Here is a 15,942-nt window from a genome sequence, read left to right as displayed (position 1 = left end):
TTACGCCGAGATCGGCTGCGCGTCGTCCGCCGTGGCGTCGTACACGTCCGCGTACACCTCGAAGAGCCGCCGCACCCCCAGCGCACCCAGCACCTTGTTCACATGTGCGGCGCCGCCCTGACCCGACATGCCGCCCACCTCGCCGCCGCCCGGCAGGATCAGCCGCAGCCGGCCCTGGCAGGAGCGCATCAGTCTGCGGGCCGCGATCAGTACCCCGACACCGCTGGAGTCGCAGAACACCACGTCCGAGAGGTCGAGCACCACGTCGTGGCAGCCGGCGGCCACCGCGTCATGGACCCGCTGCCGGACCTCGGGGGAACTCACCAGGTCCATTTCGCCCGATATGCGCAAGACGAGCCATGCACCGCGTTCGGCTTCGATCACGTTCAGCATCACGGGACTGGACCTCTCCGCTGTCGGTCTGCCGGTTCCGGAAAATCCGGAAGTTTGCGTTCCACCCGGGCGGCTGCCCCACCGATCCCCCATGAAACACCGTCCCCACCATAAACACCCGGACGATTTCCGACAGAAAGATCCAGGCCCCCTCTATCACCCCGTACCGGTCCGGGACCGCACTTGGTACAAACAGGCGCACTCGGCAGGCCCTGCGGTTAGTGTCGAACGGAACGAGGGGCAGATGCTTGGGGGGCCGAATGCCGAAGGACGCACCACCCCGGTGGGACCGCAGGATGCAGCAGCGGCTCGCGCGCGGTGAGGCAGCCGCGCTGGGCGAGCTGTACGACCGGCTCGCCTCCCTCGTGCACAGCCTGGCCCACCGCGTGCTGGACGACGACGACGCGGCCGACCGCATCACCCGTGAGGTCTTCGTGCACGTCTGGGAGAACCCCGAGGAGTACGAGCCGAAGCACGGTTCCATGCGCTCCTGGGTGGCCACACTCGCCCACCGCCAGGCCGTCAAGCAGCTGCGCCAGGCCGAGACGGCGTCCCTCGCCGCCCGTGGCGAGTCCACCACGGAGGAGACGGAAGAGCTGGAGCAGAAGGTGCGCAAGGCGTCGGCGGCGGCCCGCGCCGACTACATCGTGACCTCCATGCCCGCACCGCTGCGCGCCGCGCTGGAGCTCGCGTACTTCCAGCGCAGGGACTACCGGCAGACCGCGGCCGACCTCGGAGTCACCGAGGACGAGGCCCGGCGCCGGCTCCGGCTGGGGCTCCAGCTGCTCTCCACGGCCAACACCCGGCCCACCGAAGGGGCCTCCCCGCCCGGATACGGCCGTGCGCTGTGACGGGGCCCGCCGAGGAGCCGGCCGGATGCCCCGACGAGGACATTCCGGTGCGGATACCGGGACCGCGTGAGGCCGCCGACGACCTGGCCTCCCTCCCGGCGCCGCCGCCCCCGGTGAAGCTCTCGCACAAGGTCCTGAAGTCGCTGCTCGGCGCCTGGGCGCTGTCGGCCTGCTCCCCCGAGGAGACCGAGGCGGTCGAGGACCACCTCACGGACTGCGCGCCCTGCGCGGACGAGGCGCTACGGCTGCGCGACGCCGTGGCGCTGCTGCACACCGAGCGGAGCCTGGACCTCGACCCGCTGCTGCGGTCCCGGGTCCTCCAGGGCTGCCTCGGCCGCAGGCCGGCCCGGATCCCGGTCCCGGCGTGGGCGGCGCCGTACGACGCGGAGACCGCCAGGCTGGACGCCCTGCTGAACGACTTCGGCAAGGCCGAGTGGCACGCCCCGGTCCGGCTGAAGTGGTACGAGGACGAGCACGCCACCTCCCAGCGGACGACCGTCGCCGGTGTCATCGGCCACTTGATGACCGTCGACGGCCTGGTCTCGGCCGCTCTCGGTCTCGACGACGGGCTGGACGGTGTCCTGGGCGACGAGCCACCGCACTCCCCCACGGAGCGCACCAGACGGTACTGGCGGGCTCTCGCCGCACCCCCGACCCGTACGATCCGCGAGCCGTGGCGCGAGCAGAGCCACACCCTGATCCGCACGGTGTCCTTCGCGGGCCAGGACACACCGGAAATCTCCGTACCGTACGGCGAGTTCAGCCTGCCGCTGCGGGACTCGCTCCTGGACCGGGCCTTCGAGTGCTGGGTGCACGCGGGCGACATCGCGGACGCCGTGGACTATCCGTACGACCCGCCGACCTCGGCCCACCTCAACCTGATGATCGACCTCGCGGCCCGGATGCTGCCCGCGACGCTGGCGGGCCGCCGCCGCTCGGGACGGGCGAGCGCGCCGCGCCTGCCGGTGCCGGAAGGGCGGCCGGGCCGTTCGCTGCGGCTGGAGATCGAGGGCGCGGGCGGCGGCGACTGGTACATCCCGCTGGACTCCCCGGCCACGGGTTCGCCGGACCGGGCGGTGGCGCACGTCGCCCTGGACGGCGTGGAGTTCTGCCGGCTGGCGGCGGGACATGTGGAGCCGGAGGAGGCGGTCGCCGGGCAGGAGGGCGACCGCGAGGCGATCCGGGACGTACTGTTCGCGGCCGCGTCGCTCAGCCGGATGTGACCGGTCCGGACCTTCCGGACGCGAGGCTCCAGGACCGGACAGGGCTGCCCAGGTCCGGACAGGGCCTAGGTGAACACCACGGTGCGGCGGCCGTTCAGCAGGATCCGGTGCTCCGCGTGCCACTTGACCGCCCGCGCGAGCGCCTGGCACTCCACGTCGCGCCCGATCGCGACGAGCTGGTCGGGGGTGACCTCATGGCCCACCCGCTCGACCTCCTGCTCGATGATCGGCCCCTCGTCGAGGTCGGCCGTCACGTAGTGCGCCGTCGCCCCGATCACCTTCACGCCCCGCGCGTGCGCCTGGTGGTACGGCTTCGCGCCCTTGAAGCTCGGCAGGAAGGAGTGGTGGATGTTGATGATCCGGCCGTTCAGCGCCTTGCAGAGGTCGTCGGAGATGACCTGCATGTAGCGGGCGAGCACCACCAGCTCGACGTTTTCCCGGCGGACCAGGTCAAGCAGTTCGGCCTCGGCCGCCGCCTTGTTGTCCTTGGTCACCGGGATGTGGTGGAAGGGGATGCCGTACGAGCCGGCCAGCTCGGCGAAGTCCGGGTGGTTGGAGACCACGGCCGCGATCTCGACGGGCAGCGCGCCCGTACGGGACCGGAACAGCAGGTCGTTCAGGCAGTGGCCGAACTTGCTGACCATCAGGACGATCCGCATCCGGTCCTCGGCGCGGTGCAGCTGCCAGTCCATGCCGAAGGCGTCACCGACGGCGGTGAAGCTGGCGCGCAGCTTCTCCAGGGACACCGGCTGCTCGGCCGCGAAGTGCACCCGCATGAAGAAGAGGCCGGTGTCCCGGTCCCCGAACTGCTGGCTGTCCTCGATGTTGCAGCCCGTGATGAACAGATAGCTCGACACGGCATGCACGATGCCCTGTTTGTCCGGGCAGGAGAGCGTGAGGACGTACTGGTCGGTCATGACAGCAGGGTGCCACAACCGTCCGCCGTCAGGCGGCCCTGGTCACGATGCGGAGCACTTCCAGGGTGCGCGGCGCCACATCCGGGTCGTCGCCGTCGGCGGCGGCCAGCCGTACATGGGCCTCGCGGGCGGCCCGTACCGCCTCCGGCCAGCCGTGGTGTTCCATATAGACCGATACGGGGGCGTCCGCCCCGACCTGGTGCATGATGCGCAGCACACGCAGCACGGCCACGTCCACGAGTGCGGCTTCCCCGGAGTCCCGGAAGACCGTCCCGACGTACTTCTCGGCGGACCAGTTGTCGAGCCAGGTGTCCTCGACCAGCCGGTACACGGCATCGGTGATGTCCCCGTACTCCGCACGGCCCGCCAGCCAGCACTCCTGGTGGAAGGCCGGATCGGAGAGCATATGCAGCGCGGAGCGCACATTGGCGCGCCAGCGCCACCACGGCATGTCAGTCAACGGCATGCCGTCCATGGTGGTGGAGCGACGGCCGCGGCGGGAAGCGTTCGGGGAACCTTGCACGATTTCGATCGTACGTTCCCGGCGGGCGGAGTCTGCCGGGCCCCCGTACTTCACCCCGCCGTCACCGAGCGTCGACGCGGGGCCACCGCCGGGTGACCTGCCAAGTGGTGTGCGCGGGGCGGCTGGTGGCACTGCGGAGGGGCGCGGTGGATGTGGGACCGACGCTGGAGAGGGCGTCGCTGTCGGAGTGAGCCGCGGGCGCCCGGTGGTCCGGGGGGGCGGCCTTGCCCACGGCCGGCGGAGGCCGGCCGGGCCGCCTCCGCCTTCCGGGCGTCAGAGCTGGTCGCCCCTGCGCTGCATCAGGCTCCACTTGTCCGCGATGACGTTCCACAGGGGCGACGCCTGCTTCTTCGCCGCGGTGGCCTGACCACTCGCCGCGTCCCCGCGGCCGGCCGCCGGAGTCCGCTTGGCGTGGCCGTGCTTGCATTCCTTCTTGTTGTTGGCCGCGACCGCGTGGGCCCAGGCCGCGTACTGCTCGTCGGCGGTCGCCGAGGCGTTCCACGCCGTGGTCAGCGCGCTGGTCAGCTTCTCGTGGTCCGGCAGCTTGTCGACCGAGAGCGTGCCGAGCTTGGTCACCAGCGCGTGGCGCTGCTTCGCCGCGTCGCGCAGGTCGGCCGCCGCCTGCGGCAGGCTCTGGCAGGACCGGATGTGGCCGACCGCGGCGATCACCGACGAGCGGCTGTTGTTGCTGTCGGCGAGCAGCTTGTCGAGCGCGACGGCCTGCGGCTGCGCAGGGTCCTTCGCCGCCTCGGGCGCCGCCTTCGAACCGGTGGTCGCGGTGGCGCCCGCGGGCTCCTTGTCGTCCTTCTTGTCGGAGTCGCCCCCGCTGAGCAGCGCACCCGCCCCCAGGCCGATGACGGCGCAGCCGACGACGACAGCGGCGATGAGCGGCGTGCGGGACGACTTGCGCCGGGCTGTTCCGGCGGCGGCCCGGGAGGCCGGCTCCGGGGCGTACTGCGGGGCCTGTGCGCCGGGTTGCTGCTGCGGCAGCCGTCCGTACGGGTCACCGCCGGGCGGGGTGCTGCGCGGGGCGCCGTTGCCGTACGGGTCGCCGCCGTAGGGGTCCTGGGGGTCGAAGCGCGGCAACTGCTGCGTCTCGCCCGCCGGTTGCGGGCCTGCCGCGTTGTCCGTACGGAAGAGGCTGTCGAACTCGGCGGGCGGCTGCCGGTCCTCGGGGGCGCCCGGCCTGATGTCGTAAGGAGCACGGGAAGGGCCGGCCGGAGCGGCCGGGACCGGCGGCAGGAACTGCGTGGGGTCCGCGTCGGAACCGGCGGCGGCCGGGGCGGGCCCGGACTGCTGGTGGTAGCCCAGGTACTGGGTGGACTCCGCCGCGTTATCGGGCGGCGCGGGGACGGGGGCGATGAACTGCGTCGCATCGCTGTCGCCCGCGCCCGGTACGGCCTCGGGGGGCAACGGCTGGGCGAACGACGGGTTCTGCGGCTGACCGTGCGACGGATACGGCTGCGCCTGCGGGGCGGGCGCGCCGTGCTGCGGGAGCCGGTGGTCCGGTCCGGACGGCCGCGCTGCCGGGGGCAGCGGCTGCGACGCGGGCTGGTACTGCTGGTACGTCGGCTCCGGCGGCGGCATGTGCTGCGGTGGCTGCGACTGCGGCGCCATGTGCTGCGGGAACTGCGGCTGCTGCTGGTGCGGTTGGTGAGGCTGCGGCTGCTGGTTCGCCTGCTGCTGGTACGGCGGCGGGAGCTGCTGGTACTGGTGCGACGGCGGGAGCTGCTGGTGCTGCTGCGGTATGTGCGGCGGCTGCTGCTGGGGCGGCTGGGGTCCGCCGTCCTGCGGCCCCCAGGGCTGGCCCCACGGCTGGCCACCGGCGGGAACCGCGTGCTCGCCCGCGACTTCCGGGATCCACGGGCCACTCCCGTCGGACGGCAGTACGACACCTTCGTGCGCGCGCCGCACAGCGGGAAGCTGCGGCTCGTCGCCCTGTCCGTTCTGCGTCACCGGGACTCCTACTACACGTGGACCTACGGAATCGTCGGCTCACGCTACCGGGTGAATCGACGCGTCTGCCACGGGGCGGCGGATGGGGGTGTGCGATGTAACACATGCAGGGCGCCCGGCGCTGTACTTGGGGCGTTGGACACATGCGTACGGGCCGGGGTGGCTTGTTCTCGCCGCTGCCGTACTTGGCGTACTTGGGTGCCACAGCCCGCACTCAGAGCAGGGCAGGGCGGTGCACAGCTTCCTGCGCACGGCCCCGCCCTCTCCTCCCCCGCCGCACTCCATTCCCCCCGTTCACCCGCGCCCCTATGCCCCTATGCCGCCAGGAGGTCCATCCGCGCCCCCAGCTCCTGGACCACCGGCTGCGCGCCGAACGGCTCCAACCGCCCCCGCAGGTCGTCCAGATAGTCCGCCCCCCGGCCGGACCGCACCGTGCCCAGCAGCTCCACCGCCCGGGTCCCCGTCCGGCAGGCCTGTTCCACCTCACGCTGCTGGAGCTGTGCGGTGGCCAGCAGGACCAGACCGATCCCGCGGCGGCGGGCCTTCGTCTCCGGAAGGCCCGCCAGGGCCTGCTCGGCACAGCTCGCCCCCGCCGCACCCTGGCCCAGGTCGCGGTGGCAGTGGGCCAGCTCATCGGCCAGATACGCGCCGTCGAAGTGCGCGATCCACTCCGGGTCGTCGCCCGCGTCCGTACCGGACTCCGCGCGGTCCATCGCCGCCAGGGCCCGTCCCGCCACCGCCTCGGTGGCCCGCGCGTCACCCATCAGCGCGTGGCCGCGCGCCTCCGCCGCGTAGAACATCGACTCGGCGCGTGGCGTGACCCGCCCGCGCGCGCCCTCCTGGGCGGCCCGCGCCAGCTGCGCGATCTCGCGGGGGGTGCCGAGCTCAGCGGCGAGGTGGCTCATCGAGGCGGCCAGCACATAGCCCCCGTAACCGCGGTCGCCCGCCGCCTGGGCCAGCCGGAGTGCCTGGATGTAGTAGCGCTGGGCGAGTCCGGGCTGTCCGGTGTCGACCGCCATGTAACCGGCGAGTTCGGTCAGCCTGGCGACCGCGGCGAACAGCTCGCGGCCCACCCCGTCGCGGTACGAACCGGCCAGCAGCCCGGACACCACACTGTTCAGGTAGTGGACGACGATCGGCCGCACATGTCCGCTGCCGAACCGGTGGTCGAGCTCGGTGAGCGCGGCGGTCGTCGCCCGCACCGCCTGCACGTCGGACAGCCCCACCCGCGCCCCCGCGGCCCGCGCCACCTGCGGGTCCGCACCGGTGATCAGCCAGTCCCGGCTCGGTTCGACGAGCGCGGACGCGGCGACCGTGGAACCGGACAGGAAGTCACGGCGCCCCACGTCGCTGCGCCACAGCTCACAGACCTGCTCGATCGCGCCGAGCACGGTCGGCGAGAACTGCAGCCCGACCCCGGAGGCCAGGTTCTTCCCGTCGGCCATCCCGATCTCGTCGATCGTGACCGTACGGCTGAGTTTGCGGCCCAGCGCCTCGGCGATGATGCCCGGCGCCCGGCCACGCGGCTGCTGCCCGCGCAGCCATCGCGCGACGGACGTCTTGTCGTAGCGGAGATCGACGCCCCGCTCCGCCCCCACCATGTTCACGCGGCGGGCGAGACCGGCATTGGAACAGCCGGCTTCCTGGATGAGTGCCTGCAGCCGTTCATTGGGCTGACGGGCGACGAGCGGCCTGACGGCCATGAATACCCCCTGGTACGTGCGGCGATCACTGATCCGGTCGGGTTGATCACTGCCCGGGAAATGTCCGGAGAATGCGGTAAAAGAGAGGAGTAATCCCGGCATTCTCCTTGCATCCCGCTGAGGGATACCCGCTCCAGGGGGTGCATTCGCCTGCGCGCCCCCGCCCATGCCTCCATGCGCCCCATATGCCGTCAAGCCGCCTCTCTCCCCGGCCTGTTGACCCCGTAACCCCAGGTGACGGCGGGAGTTGAGCTGTTCGTGAAAGAGACCACCACGGGCACGCAAGCCGCACAGATCCCCAAGCAGCGCACAGAACTGCTGCTGGACAGCGCCGTACGGTACGCGGAGGAACGGCACTGGGACGTGCTCCCCGGCACCTGGCTGGAGGCGGTGGACGGCGTCGAGCGCTGCTCCTGCGGGGACATGGCGTGCTCCGCGCCCGGCGCACACCCCACGCGCCCCGGCTGGGCGGCCGAGGCCACCGGCAGCGCCACAGCCGCCCGCGCCCTGTGGACCGGGCAGCCGCGGGCCTCGATCCTGCTGCCGACCGGGCGGACCTTCGACGCCATCGACGTACCCGAGACCGCGGGCTTCCTCGCGCTGGCCAGGATGGAGCGGATGGAGGTCACACTCGGCCCGGTGACCCGCACCCCCGACCGCCGCATGCTCTTCTTCGTCCTGCCGGGCGCCGGGGCCAAAGTGCCCGACCTGGTACGGCGGCTGGGGTGGACGCCGTCCACGATCGACCTGGCGGTCCATGGCGAGGGCGACTACGTCGCGGCGCCGCCCACCCGGGTCGGGGCCGCCGGGGCCGTGCAGTGGGCGCGGCGGCCGACGGCCGTCAACCGCTGGCTGCCCGACGCGGACGAGCTGACCGGCCCCCTCGCGTACGCCTGCGGCCAGGAGACGCGGGTCGGCCGCCGGTAGGCAGCGGTTCAGACCTCTCCGGCCCGGCCCCGGGTCCTGCCGCGGAGCCCGGCCCGGCGGCCACCGACCGTAGGGTGGGCGCAAGAGCTGGGACTCCGAAAGGCGCTGCACCATGCCGGACCAGGCAGCCGTAAGGGTAAAGGGACTGTGGAAGCGGTTCGGGGAGCAGATCGCGGTCGCCGGGATCGACCTCGACCTGCCCGCGGGCCAGTTCATCGGTCTCGTCGGCCCCAACGGCGCGGGCAAGACCACCACCCTCTCCATGGTGACGGGCCTCCTCAGGCCCGACCAGGGCACCGTCGAAGTGGCGGGCCACGACGTCTGGCAGGACCCCGTCGCGGTCAAGTCCCGGATCGGCGTACTCCCCGAGGGGCTGCGGCTGTTCGAACGTCTTTCGGGGCGTGAACTCCTCGCGTACAGCGGACGGCTGCGCGGGCTGCCCGGCGCCGAGGTCGACAAACGGGCCACCCAGCTCCTGGACGTACTCGACCTGGCGGGCGCTCAGCACAAGCTCGTGGTCGACTACTCGACCGGGATGCGCAAGAAGATCGGGCTGGCCGCCGCACTGCTGCACAACCCCGAAGTGCTCTTCCTGGACGAGCCGTTCGAGGGCGTCGACCCGGTGTCCGCGCAGACGATCCGCGGTGTGCTGGAGCGCTACACCCGCTCCGGCGCGACGGTCGTCTTCTCCAGCCATGTGATGGAGCTGGTCGAGTCGCTCTGCGACTGGGTGGCGGTGATGGCGGGCGGCCGGATCCGCGCGCAGGGCCCGCTCGCCGAGGTACGCGGGACCGCGCCCTCCCTCCAGGAGGCCTTCCTCGAACTGGTCGGAGCGCACGACCGGAACGCCGGGGACAGCCTCGAATGGCTCGGCGGGGGCCCGCGATGACCGCCGACACCGCCCCGGACACCCGGCTGCCCGCCCCCTCCCTCACCGCCGTCTTCATCCGGCTGAAGCTCTCCCTGCTGCGCAACGGCCTGCGCCAGTCGTCGGGCCGCAGGGCCGCGTACATCGCGTCGGTCGCCGGCGCCCTGTTCTTCGCGGCGCTGCTGCTCCTCGGCCTGGTGCTGCTGCACGGCCACGCGCACGCGGGCACCCTGACCGTCATCCTCACGCTCGTCCTCGCGGTGGGGTGGGCGGCGATGCCGCTGTTCTTCCCCAGCGGGGACGAGACGCTGGACCCGAGCCGTCTGGTGATGCTGCCGCTGCGCCCCGAACCGCTCGTACGGGCCCTGCTCGCCGCCTCGCTGGTGGGCATCGGACCGCTGTTCACCCTCTGTCTGGCGGTCGGCTCGGCCTTCGCGGTGGCGACGAACGCGGCGGCCGCGGTGGCCGCCGTCATCGCCGTTCCGCTCACCGTGCTGATCTGTGTGGCGCTGGCGCGGGCGGTGGCCGCCGCCAACGTCCGGCTGCTCACCTCGCGCAAGGGCCGCGATCTCGCCGTACTGAGCGGTCTGGTGATCGCGATCGGCATCCAGGCGGTCAACTTCGGCGCCCAGCGGCTCGGCAGGGCGGGCGGTCTCTCCGCGCTCGACCCGGCCGGGGACGTGGTGCGGTGGCTGCCGCCGGGCTCCGCGATCGGCGCGGTCGACTCGGCGAGCAGCGGCTCGTACGGCGAGGCCGCGGCCCAACTCGCCATCGCCGCGGCCTTCCTGGTGATCATGCTCCGCGCCTGGCGGCGCACCCTGGTCCGGCTGATGACCTCGCCGGACGGCTCGACGCTCGCGGCGGCCGGGCCGAGCCGCAAGGAGTCGGCGGGGGGCCTCTCGCGGCTGCTGCCCGAGGGGCGTACGGGCACGGTGATGCTCCGCACCCTGCGCTACATCTGGCGTGACCCGAAGACCAAGGCCGCATGGATCGCCTCGCTCGCGATCGGGCTGATCGTGCCGCTGCTCAACGCGGTGCAGGGCAGCGGTTCCATCTACTTCTCGTGCTTCGCCGCGGGGATGCTCGGCATCCAGATGTACAACCAGTTCGGCCAGGACACCTCGGCGTTCTGGATGGTCGCGCAGACCATCTCGTCGCCCCGGGACGCCTTCGCCGAACTGCGGTCGCGCGCCCTGGCACTCGCCCTGGTCACCGTCCCGTACACCGCGCTGGTCACGGTGGTCACGGCCGGGCTGCTCGGCGACTGGGGCGCGCTGCCCGAGGCGATGGGGCTGGCGTTCGCCCTGCTCGGCGCGATGCTGGGGACGGGCGCCGTGACCTCGGCCCGCTTCCCGTACTCGATCCCGCAGGACAACGCCCACAAGAACGTCGCCCCGGGTCAGGCGGGACTCGCCTGGATCTCCATCTTCGGCGGCATGGTCTCGGCGGCCCTGCTCTGCTCACCGGTGATCGCCCTGCTGATCGCGCTGCACGTCACGGGCCATGAGCCGTATCTGTGGATCCTGCTGCCGCTGGGCGCGGTGTACGGGACGGCGACGGCCTGGGCCGGCCTGCGGGCGGCCGCACCGCAGGCGGCAGGCCGGCTGCCGGAGATCCTCCTGGCGGTCAGCAAGGGGTGAACGGGCGCGAGGGACCGCCGGACGGGCCGGGTGCCTGCCCGGCCCGCCCGGCGGTCCCCGCTGCCCGACCCGCGCCGCCCGACCTCCGCTGCCCGACCCCGGCTGCGGCCTACTGCGCGACCACGGCGTCGAGGAACGGCTCTATCGCCGCGCGCCACGCCTCGGGCTGGTCGTAGTGGACCAGGTGGGCCGCGTCGGACACTTCCGCGTACTCACCGCGGGGCAGCACCCGGACCATCTCCTGGGACTCCGCCCGGCCCAGCTCGCCGTCCAGACCGCGGACCACCAGCGCCGGGCACTGCACCTGGGCCAGCTCCTCCCAGTGCGCGTCGAAGACCCAGGTCTCGCGGGACTTCAGCATCTGGCGGCGGGAGAAGACCGGCCGCCAGCCGTCGGCGCTCTCCGCCATCACCTCGGCGAAGAACTCACCGCGGGACGGATTGGGGCGCTCCACCCACGGGTCGTCCTCGCCGAACCACTTCCGTACGTCGGCGAGCGTCGCGAAGGGGACGGGCCAGGACGTGAACCAGTCCTCCCACTCGCGCTGCGAGGCGATCCCCAGGGCGGAGGCCCGCATGTCGCAGATGATCACGGCCCGGACCAGGTCCGGCCGTTTGGCCGCGAGCTGCCAGGCGGTGAGGGCGCCCATCGAGTGGCCGATCAGGGTGACGGGAGCGAGCCCCAGCTGGACGATCGCGGCCTCCGCGTCGGCCACATAGGCGTCCCGGGTGTACGGGCCGTCGGCAGGCTTGTCGCTGCGGCCGTGGCCCCGCTGGTCGAGGGCGACCGCGCGGTGGCGCTCGGAGAGCCAGCGGGCGGTGGAGGCCCAGTGCGAGGCCCGGCCCATCAGCCCGTGCAGCAGTAAGACCCCGGGAGTGCGCTCGGCGTCCCCGTCGGCCTCCTTGGGCGGGTCGGCGAACTCCCAGGCAGCAAGGCGTATGCCGTCGGGCCCGGTCACGTCGATGCGCTGCACCATGTGTTCTGGCACCCCCTTCATTCCCCGGGTGGTCGGTCCCTCACCTGCGGCTGGGCCGCTCAGGCTGGTTCCGAGCTGGTTCGGTAACTGCTCGATGGTTCAGTGGCTGCTTCGGTGATGGAGCCGGTGTCGCGTCACAGGCTATCGAACTCGCATTCGAAAATGCGGTTCCCTTCCTCTACACCCCACCTTCGAGTGACAACCACCAAGGATTGAGGGTTGCTGCCCGGGGGAGATTTCGTGCGGGGGGCGGACCACTCGGGGATGAGGGTCCGGCCAGACCGACCTTGAGAGCTCGGGGCTCCAGGTCGGTGCGGGGGAGGTCAGGCCCCGGCGCTCCTGAGCGCCGGGGCCCTCTCCGTCCGGGGACCGGCTGGTCCGGGACAGCCGGTCCCCTGACAAGTGAGCCCATGACAGCCGATCCCATGGCAGGCGAGCCCGGGCAGGACGAGGCCGCGACGGATGGCACCACGAGAGTCGAGGCCGCGACAGATGAGACCGCGACAGATGGGACAACGGCGGACGAGACCGCGACGGACGCATGCACCTGCTCCCTCCCTGCCGGACGAGCCGCATCGGGCCGCATCGAGTGACATCGCGATCCGGACCGGCGCCGTCGTCAGGTCATAGGCGCCCAGCCTCGCACGGCTTGCGGGCGGCCGGGGCGGTTCCCGCACCATTGCGCGGGCCGACCACCACCGCCCGCCCGGCACCGGACGGACCCTGCTCTACTGCTATCGCTCCTGCTGCCGCTCTGGCTACTGCTTGGCGACAAAGACGTGTGAAGCCACCTCGGGGTTGAGCTCGGCGGCCTCGCCGCCGCTGCCCACCAGGACCCCTCCGGCCGACTCCGTCACACTCACCACCGAGCCGGGCTGTACGCCCGCACGACGCAGCGTGTACATCAGCTGGGCGTCGGTCTGGATGGGCTCGCCGATCCGGCGCACCACCACGTTCTTCCCGTCGGCGCCCGGATCCAGGTCCGCCAGGCTCAGCATGCCCGCGTCGAGGAAGGGATCCGCCTCGGCCTTCTCGCCCAGCTCCTCCAGGCCCGGGATCGGATTGCCGTACGGCGACTCCGTGGGGTGACGCAGCAGTTCGAGCACCCGCTTCTCCACCGCCTCGCTCATCACGTGCTCCCAGCGGCACGCCTCGGCATGCACCTGCTCCCACTCCAGGCCGATCACGTCAACGAGGAGGCACTCGGCAAGCCGGTGCTTGCGCATGACGCGCGTCGCCAGCCTGCGGCCCTCCTCCGTCAGCTCCAGATGCCGGTCGCTCGCGACGGCCACCAGGCCGTCACGCTCCATGCGCGCCACGGTCTGGCTGACCGTCGGGCCGCTCTGGTCGAGCCGCTCCGCGATGCGGGCGCGCATCGGAACCACACCTTCCTCCTCCAGCTCAAGGATGGTGCGGAGGTACATCTCCGTAGTGTCGATCAGCCCACTCATACGTGCCCCTATGTTCCGCTACCGCTATGGCCCTCACCCAATTCTGACGCATACCTCCGACAACCGGCCCGCGCAGGACGTGGGCGGTATTGACACTGCCCTGGTACGGACCGCACCGTGAGGCGCATGAGCAGCGAGAACAGCGGGAGCAGCGGCCTTGCCGGCGAGTTCTTCGACGCCGCGATCGGCCTGCTGCGCCGGATACGGGACGAGGAGTCACAGAACGTGACGGCGGCCGGTTCGGCGATGGCCGACACCGTGCAGGCCGGCGGCCGTCTCTTCGCCTTCGGCGCGGGCCACTCCTCGCTCGCCGCCCAGGACGTGGTCTACCGCGCGGGCGGCCTCGCGCTGATGAACCTGCTCGGCGTCCCCGGCACGCTCGGCGTCGACGTCAGACCGGCCACACTCGGCTCGGCCCTGGAGCGGGTCGACGGTCTCGCGAGCGCCGTGCTCGACTCCAGTCCGGCAGCGGCCGGCGACGTCCTGGTGATCATCTCGCTCTCCGGGCGCAACGCGCTCCCCGTGGAGATGGCGATGAGCGCCCGCGCCCTGGGCCTGAAGGTCATCGGTGTGACGTCGGTCGCGTACACGAAGGAGACGACCTCGCGGCACTCCTCCGGTACGTACCTCAAGGATCACTGCGACATCGTGCTGGACAGCCGGATCGCGGTGGGCGACGCGGAGCTGACCGCCGAGGGCGTCGAGGCCCCCTTCGCCCCCGCGTCGACCGTCGTCACCAGCGCGCTGATGCAGGCGATGATGGCGTCGGCGGCAGGCGAGCTGGCCCGCCGCGGCATCGAGCCCCCGCTGCTGCGCTCGGGCAACGTCGACGGCGGGCACGAGTGGAACCGACGCGTGATGACGGAGTACGGCGACCGGATCTTCTACCAGCACTGAGGGCGACGGCCCGCACACCACGGCGCGAGATCACGACGGGCCACACCTGTGCTTTCGTCCAGCCGGGCTGAGCACATATCAACAGGAACTCTCATTGAGTGCGCGGCGGTCCGGCCCTAGGTTCTTGCCGGGACCGGCGACGGGCCAGGCCGACTGACGATGGAGCAGACCGGCGAAGGGCAGACCGGCGCAGGGCAGGCCACCGCACTGGGGGACAGCAGCATGCTCGACGGCTTCACCCCCTGGCCCGACGAGGAAGCGGCACACTACCGGCGGGCCGGGTACTGGCAGGGCCGCACTCTCAGCGATCTGCTGCGGCAATGGGCGCGTGAACACAGCACACGGACCGCCCTGGTGCACGGCGGCACCCGCATGACGTACGCGAACCTGAACCGGCGGGCGGACCGCATGGCCGCCGGTCTCCGGCTGCGCGGCATCCGGCCGGGCGACCGGGTGGTGGTGCAACTGCCGAACGTGCCCGAGTTCGTCGTCACGGTGTTCGCGCTCTTGCGCACCGGGGCGATTCCGGTGTTCGCCCCCGTCGCTCACCGTGCTGCCGAGATCGGCCGTCTCGTCCGGACGACCGGGGCCGCCGGCTATGTCGGCCCCGTGTCCTACCGCGGTTTCGACCACACCGGGATGGCTTCCCGGATCTCGGTCGAATTCCCCTTCCTGCGGCGCGTCTTCACCTGGTCCGGGGCCGGTGCGCAGGCCGGCGGATTCTCCGTGACGTCGGAAGGCTGCCTGTTCTTCCCGCTGAGCTCCCTCGACTCCCCGCCCGAGCCCGACCCGCCGCTCGACGCCGGTTCGGTGGCCTTCTTCCTGGTGTCCGGCGGGACAGCCGCGCTGCCCGAGCTGATCCCGCGTACCCATGACGACTACGCGTACCAGGCCCGCGCCGGCGGCGAAGTCCTCGGGCTCACCCAGGAGGACGTGTATCTGGCGGCCCTGCCTGCGGAGTCCAACTTCGCCTTCGGCTGCCCCGGAATCGTCGGCACGCTCGCTGCCGGAGGGACCGTGGTCCTGATCGAGAGCCCGGAGCCCGCTGAGGTCTTCCGTGCCATCGGGAGCGAACGCGTGACGTTCACCTCCGTGGTACCGGACATCGCGGCACAGTGGCTGGACGCCCTGCCCGCCGCCACGGAGGATCTGTCGAGTCTGCGGGTGATGCAGATCGGAGGAGGCGCACCTCCGCACCGGGCGACGGCGGAACGCCTGGCCGCCGCGTTCGGCTGCCGGATGCAGCAGGTGTTCGGCAGAGCAGAGGGGTTCCTGTCCGCCACCCGGCTCGACGACGCGGCGGAGACCGTCCTGGGTACACAGGGCAGGCCCGTGTCACCCGCCGACGAGATCCGTATCGACGCGCCCGCCGGACAGACCGGGGAGCTGCTGGCCCGCGGCCCCAGCACCGTGCGCGGCTACTACAAGGCTGACGCCCGCAACGCCCGCGCCTTCACTTCCGACGGTTTCCACCGCACCGGCGACCTGGCCCGGCTGGACGCGCACGGCAACCTCGTCGTCCAGGGGCGCACCGCTTAGACCGCCGCCACCGGCGCCCATGGATCGACCGGTCCCTGAGCCGGAGCTGCGGCAACCGCGGCGGTCCGGCGCCGGCCG

At 72.1% G+C, this 15,942-nt stretch carries 14 protein-coding genes; 7 read left to right on the top strand and 7 right to left on the bottom strand.

Annotated elements, in window-relative coordinates; translation table 11 throughout:
* Nucleotides 1-396 (bottom strand): STAS domain-containing protein, encoded by a 396-nt coding sequence (locus OG285_RS20265; protein ID WP_356828072.1) that lies wholly within the window; start codon nucleotides 394-396, stop codon nucleotides 1-3.
* A gap of 257 nt (nucleotides 397-653) precedes the next feature.
* Here OG285_RS20265 and OG285_RS20260 point away from each other — a divergent pair, with 257 nt between their 5' ends.
* Nucleotides 654-1,244 (top strand): sigma-70 family RNA polymerase sigma factor, encoded by a 591-nt coding sequence (locus OG285_RS20260; protein WP_356828070.1) that lies wholly within the window; start codon nucleotides 654-656, stop codon nucleotides 1,242-1,244.
* Entirely contained in the window at nucleotides 1,241-2,467 is a 1,227-nt protein-coding gene (locus OG285_RS20255; RefSeq protein WP_371791779.1) for a maleylpyruvate isomerase N-terminal domain-containing protein, read from the top strand. Before OG285_RS20260 ends, OG285_RS20255 begins: the two co-directional genes overlap by 4 nt.
* A 65-nt stretch (nucleotides 2,468-2,532) precedes the next feature.
* Here OG285_RS20255 and purU read toward each other — a convergent pair whose 3' ends face one another.
* The 4 genes from purU to OG285_RS20235 form a co-directional block, all read right to left on the bottom strand.
* On the bottom strand, nucleotides 2,533-3,384 hold the full coding sequence (purU, locus tag OG285_RS20250; protein ID WP_371791778.1) for a formyltetrahydrofolate deformylase: 852 nt from the start codon (nucleotides 3,382-3,384) through the stop codon (nucleotides 2,533-2,535).
* Nucleotides 3,385-3,412: 28 nt separating this feature from the next.
* Nucleotides 3,413-3,859: a hypothetical protein gene (locus tag OG285_RS20245; protein WP_266860982.1), complete on the bottom strand. Its 447-nt coding sequence runs from the start codon at nucleotides 3,857-3,859 to the stop codon at nucleotides 3,413-3,415.
* Nucleotides 3,860-4,180: 321 nt separating this feature from the next.
* Nucleotides 4,181-5,863 carry a hypothetical protein gene (locus OG285_RS20240; protein WP_371791777.1) on the bottom strand — a complete coding sequence of 561 codons (1,683 nt, stop codon included), beginning with the start codon at nucleotides 5,861-5,863 and terminating at the stop codon, nucleotides 4,181-4,183.
* A 314-nt stretch (nucleotides 5,864-6,177) separates the two neighbouring features.
* Nucleotides 6,178-7,566, bottom strand: a complete 1,389-nt coding sequence (locus OG285_RS20235) for a transcriptional regulator (protein ID WP_356828065.1) — start codon at nucleotides 7,564-7,566, stop codon at nucleotides 6,178-6,180.
* 258 nt (nucleotides 7,567-7,824) lie between these two features.
* Here OG285_RS20235 and OG285_RS20230 point away from each other — a divergent pair, with 258 nt between their 5' ends.
* The 3 genes from OG285_RS20230 (at nucleotide 7,825) to OG285_RS20220 (ending at nucleotide 11,001) form a co-directional block, all read left to right on the top strand.
* Nucleotides 7,825-8,493 carry a bifunctional DNA primase/polymerase gene (locus OG285_RS20230; protein WP_356828063.1) on the top strand — a complete coding sequence of 223 codons (669 nt, stop codon included), beginning with the start codon at nucleotides 7,825-7,827 and terminating at the stop codon, nucleotides 8,491-8,493.
* Nucleotides 8,494-8,605: 112 nt separating this feature from the next.
* The gene (locus OG285_RS20225) at nucleotides 8,606-9,382 is read left to right on the top strand and encodes an ABC transporter ATP-binding protein (RefSeq protein ID WP_356828061.1); all 777 of its coding nucleotides are present in this window, start codon (nucleotides 8,606-8,608) and stop codon (nucleotides 9,380-9,382) included.
* On the top strand, nucleotides 9,379-11,001 hold the full coding sequence (locus OG285_RS20220) for a transporter (RefSeq protein WP_371791776.1): 1,623 nt from the start codon (nucleotides 9,379-9,381) through the stop codon (nucleotides 10,999-11,001). The genes OG285_RS20225 and OG285_RS20220 overlap by 4 nt, the downstream gene beginning before the upstream one ends.
* Nucleotides 11,002-11,110: 109 nt before the next feature.
* On the opposite strand, the gene OG285_RS20215 is transcribed toward OG285_RS20220, so the two are convergent.
* Together OG285_RS20215 and OG285_RS20210 are read right to left on the bottom strand one after the other, a co-directional pair.
* Complete coding sequence (locus OG285_RS20215; RefSeq protein ID WP_356828057.1) at nucleotides 11,111-11,977, bottom strand: alpha/beta hydrolase; 867 nt, start codon at nucleotides 11,975-11,977, stop codon at nucleotides 11,111-11,113.
* 758 nt (nucleotides 11,978-12,735) lie between these two features.
* Nucleotides 12,736-13,428, bottom strand: a complete 693-nt coding sequence (locus OG285_RS20210) for a metal-dependent transcriptional regulator (RefSeq protein WP_356828055.1) — start codon at nucleotides 13,426-13,428, stop codon at nucleotides 12,736-12,738.
* A gap of 126 nt (nucleotides 13,429-13,554) precedes the next feature.
* On the opposite strand from OG285_RS20210, the gene OG285_RS20205 reads away from it, so the two are divergent.
* Together OG285_RS20205 and OG285_RS20200 are read left to right on the top strand one after the other, a co-directional pair.
* Nucleotides 13,555-14,325: an SIS domain-containing protein gene (locus tag OG285_RS20205; protein WP_356828053.1), complete on the top strand. Its 771-nt coding sequence runs from the start codon at nucleotides 13,555-13,557 to the stop codon at nucleotides 14,323-14,325.
* A 159-nt stretch (nucleotides 14,326-14,484) separates the two neighbouring features.
* Nucleotides 14,485-15,864: a (2,3-dihydroxybenzoyl)adenylate synthase gene (locus OG285_RS20200; protein ID WP_371791775.1), complete on the top strand. Its 1,380-nt coding sequence runs from the start codon at nucleotides 14,485-14,487 to the stop codon at nucleotides 15,862-15,864.
* Nucleotides 15,865-15,942: the final 78 nt, after the last annotated feature.

It is taken from the genome of Streptomyces sp. NBC_01471, from assembly GCF_041438865.1.
Taxonomy (GTDB): Bacteria; Actinomycetota; Actinomycetes; order Streptomycetales; family Streptomycetaceae; genus Streptomyces.
The sequence above is the reverse complement of the archived record's forward strand: the minus strand, read 5'-3'. Positions and strand labels throughout refer to the sequence as shown.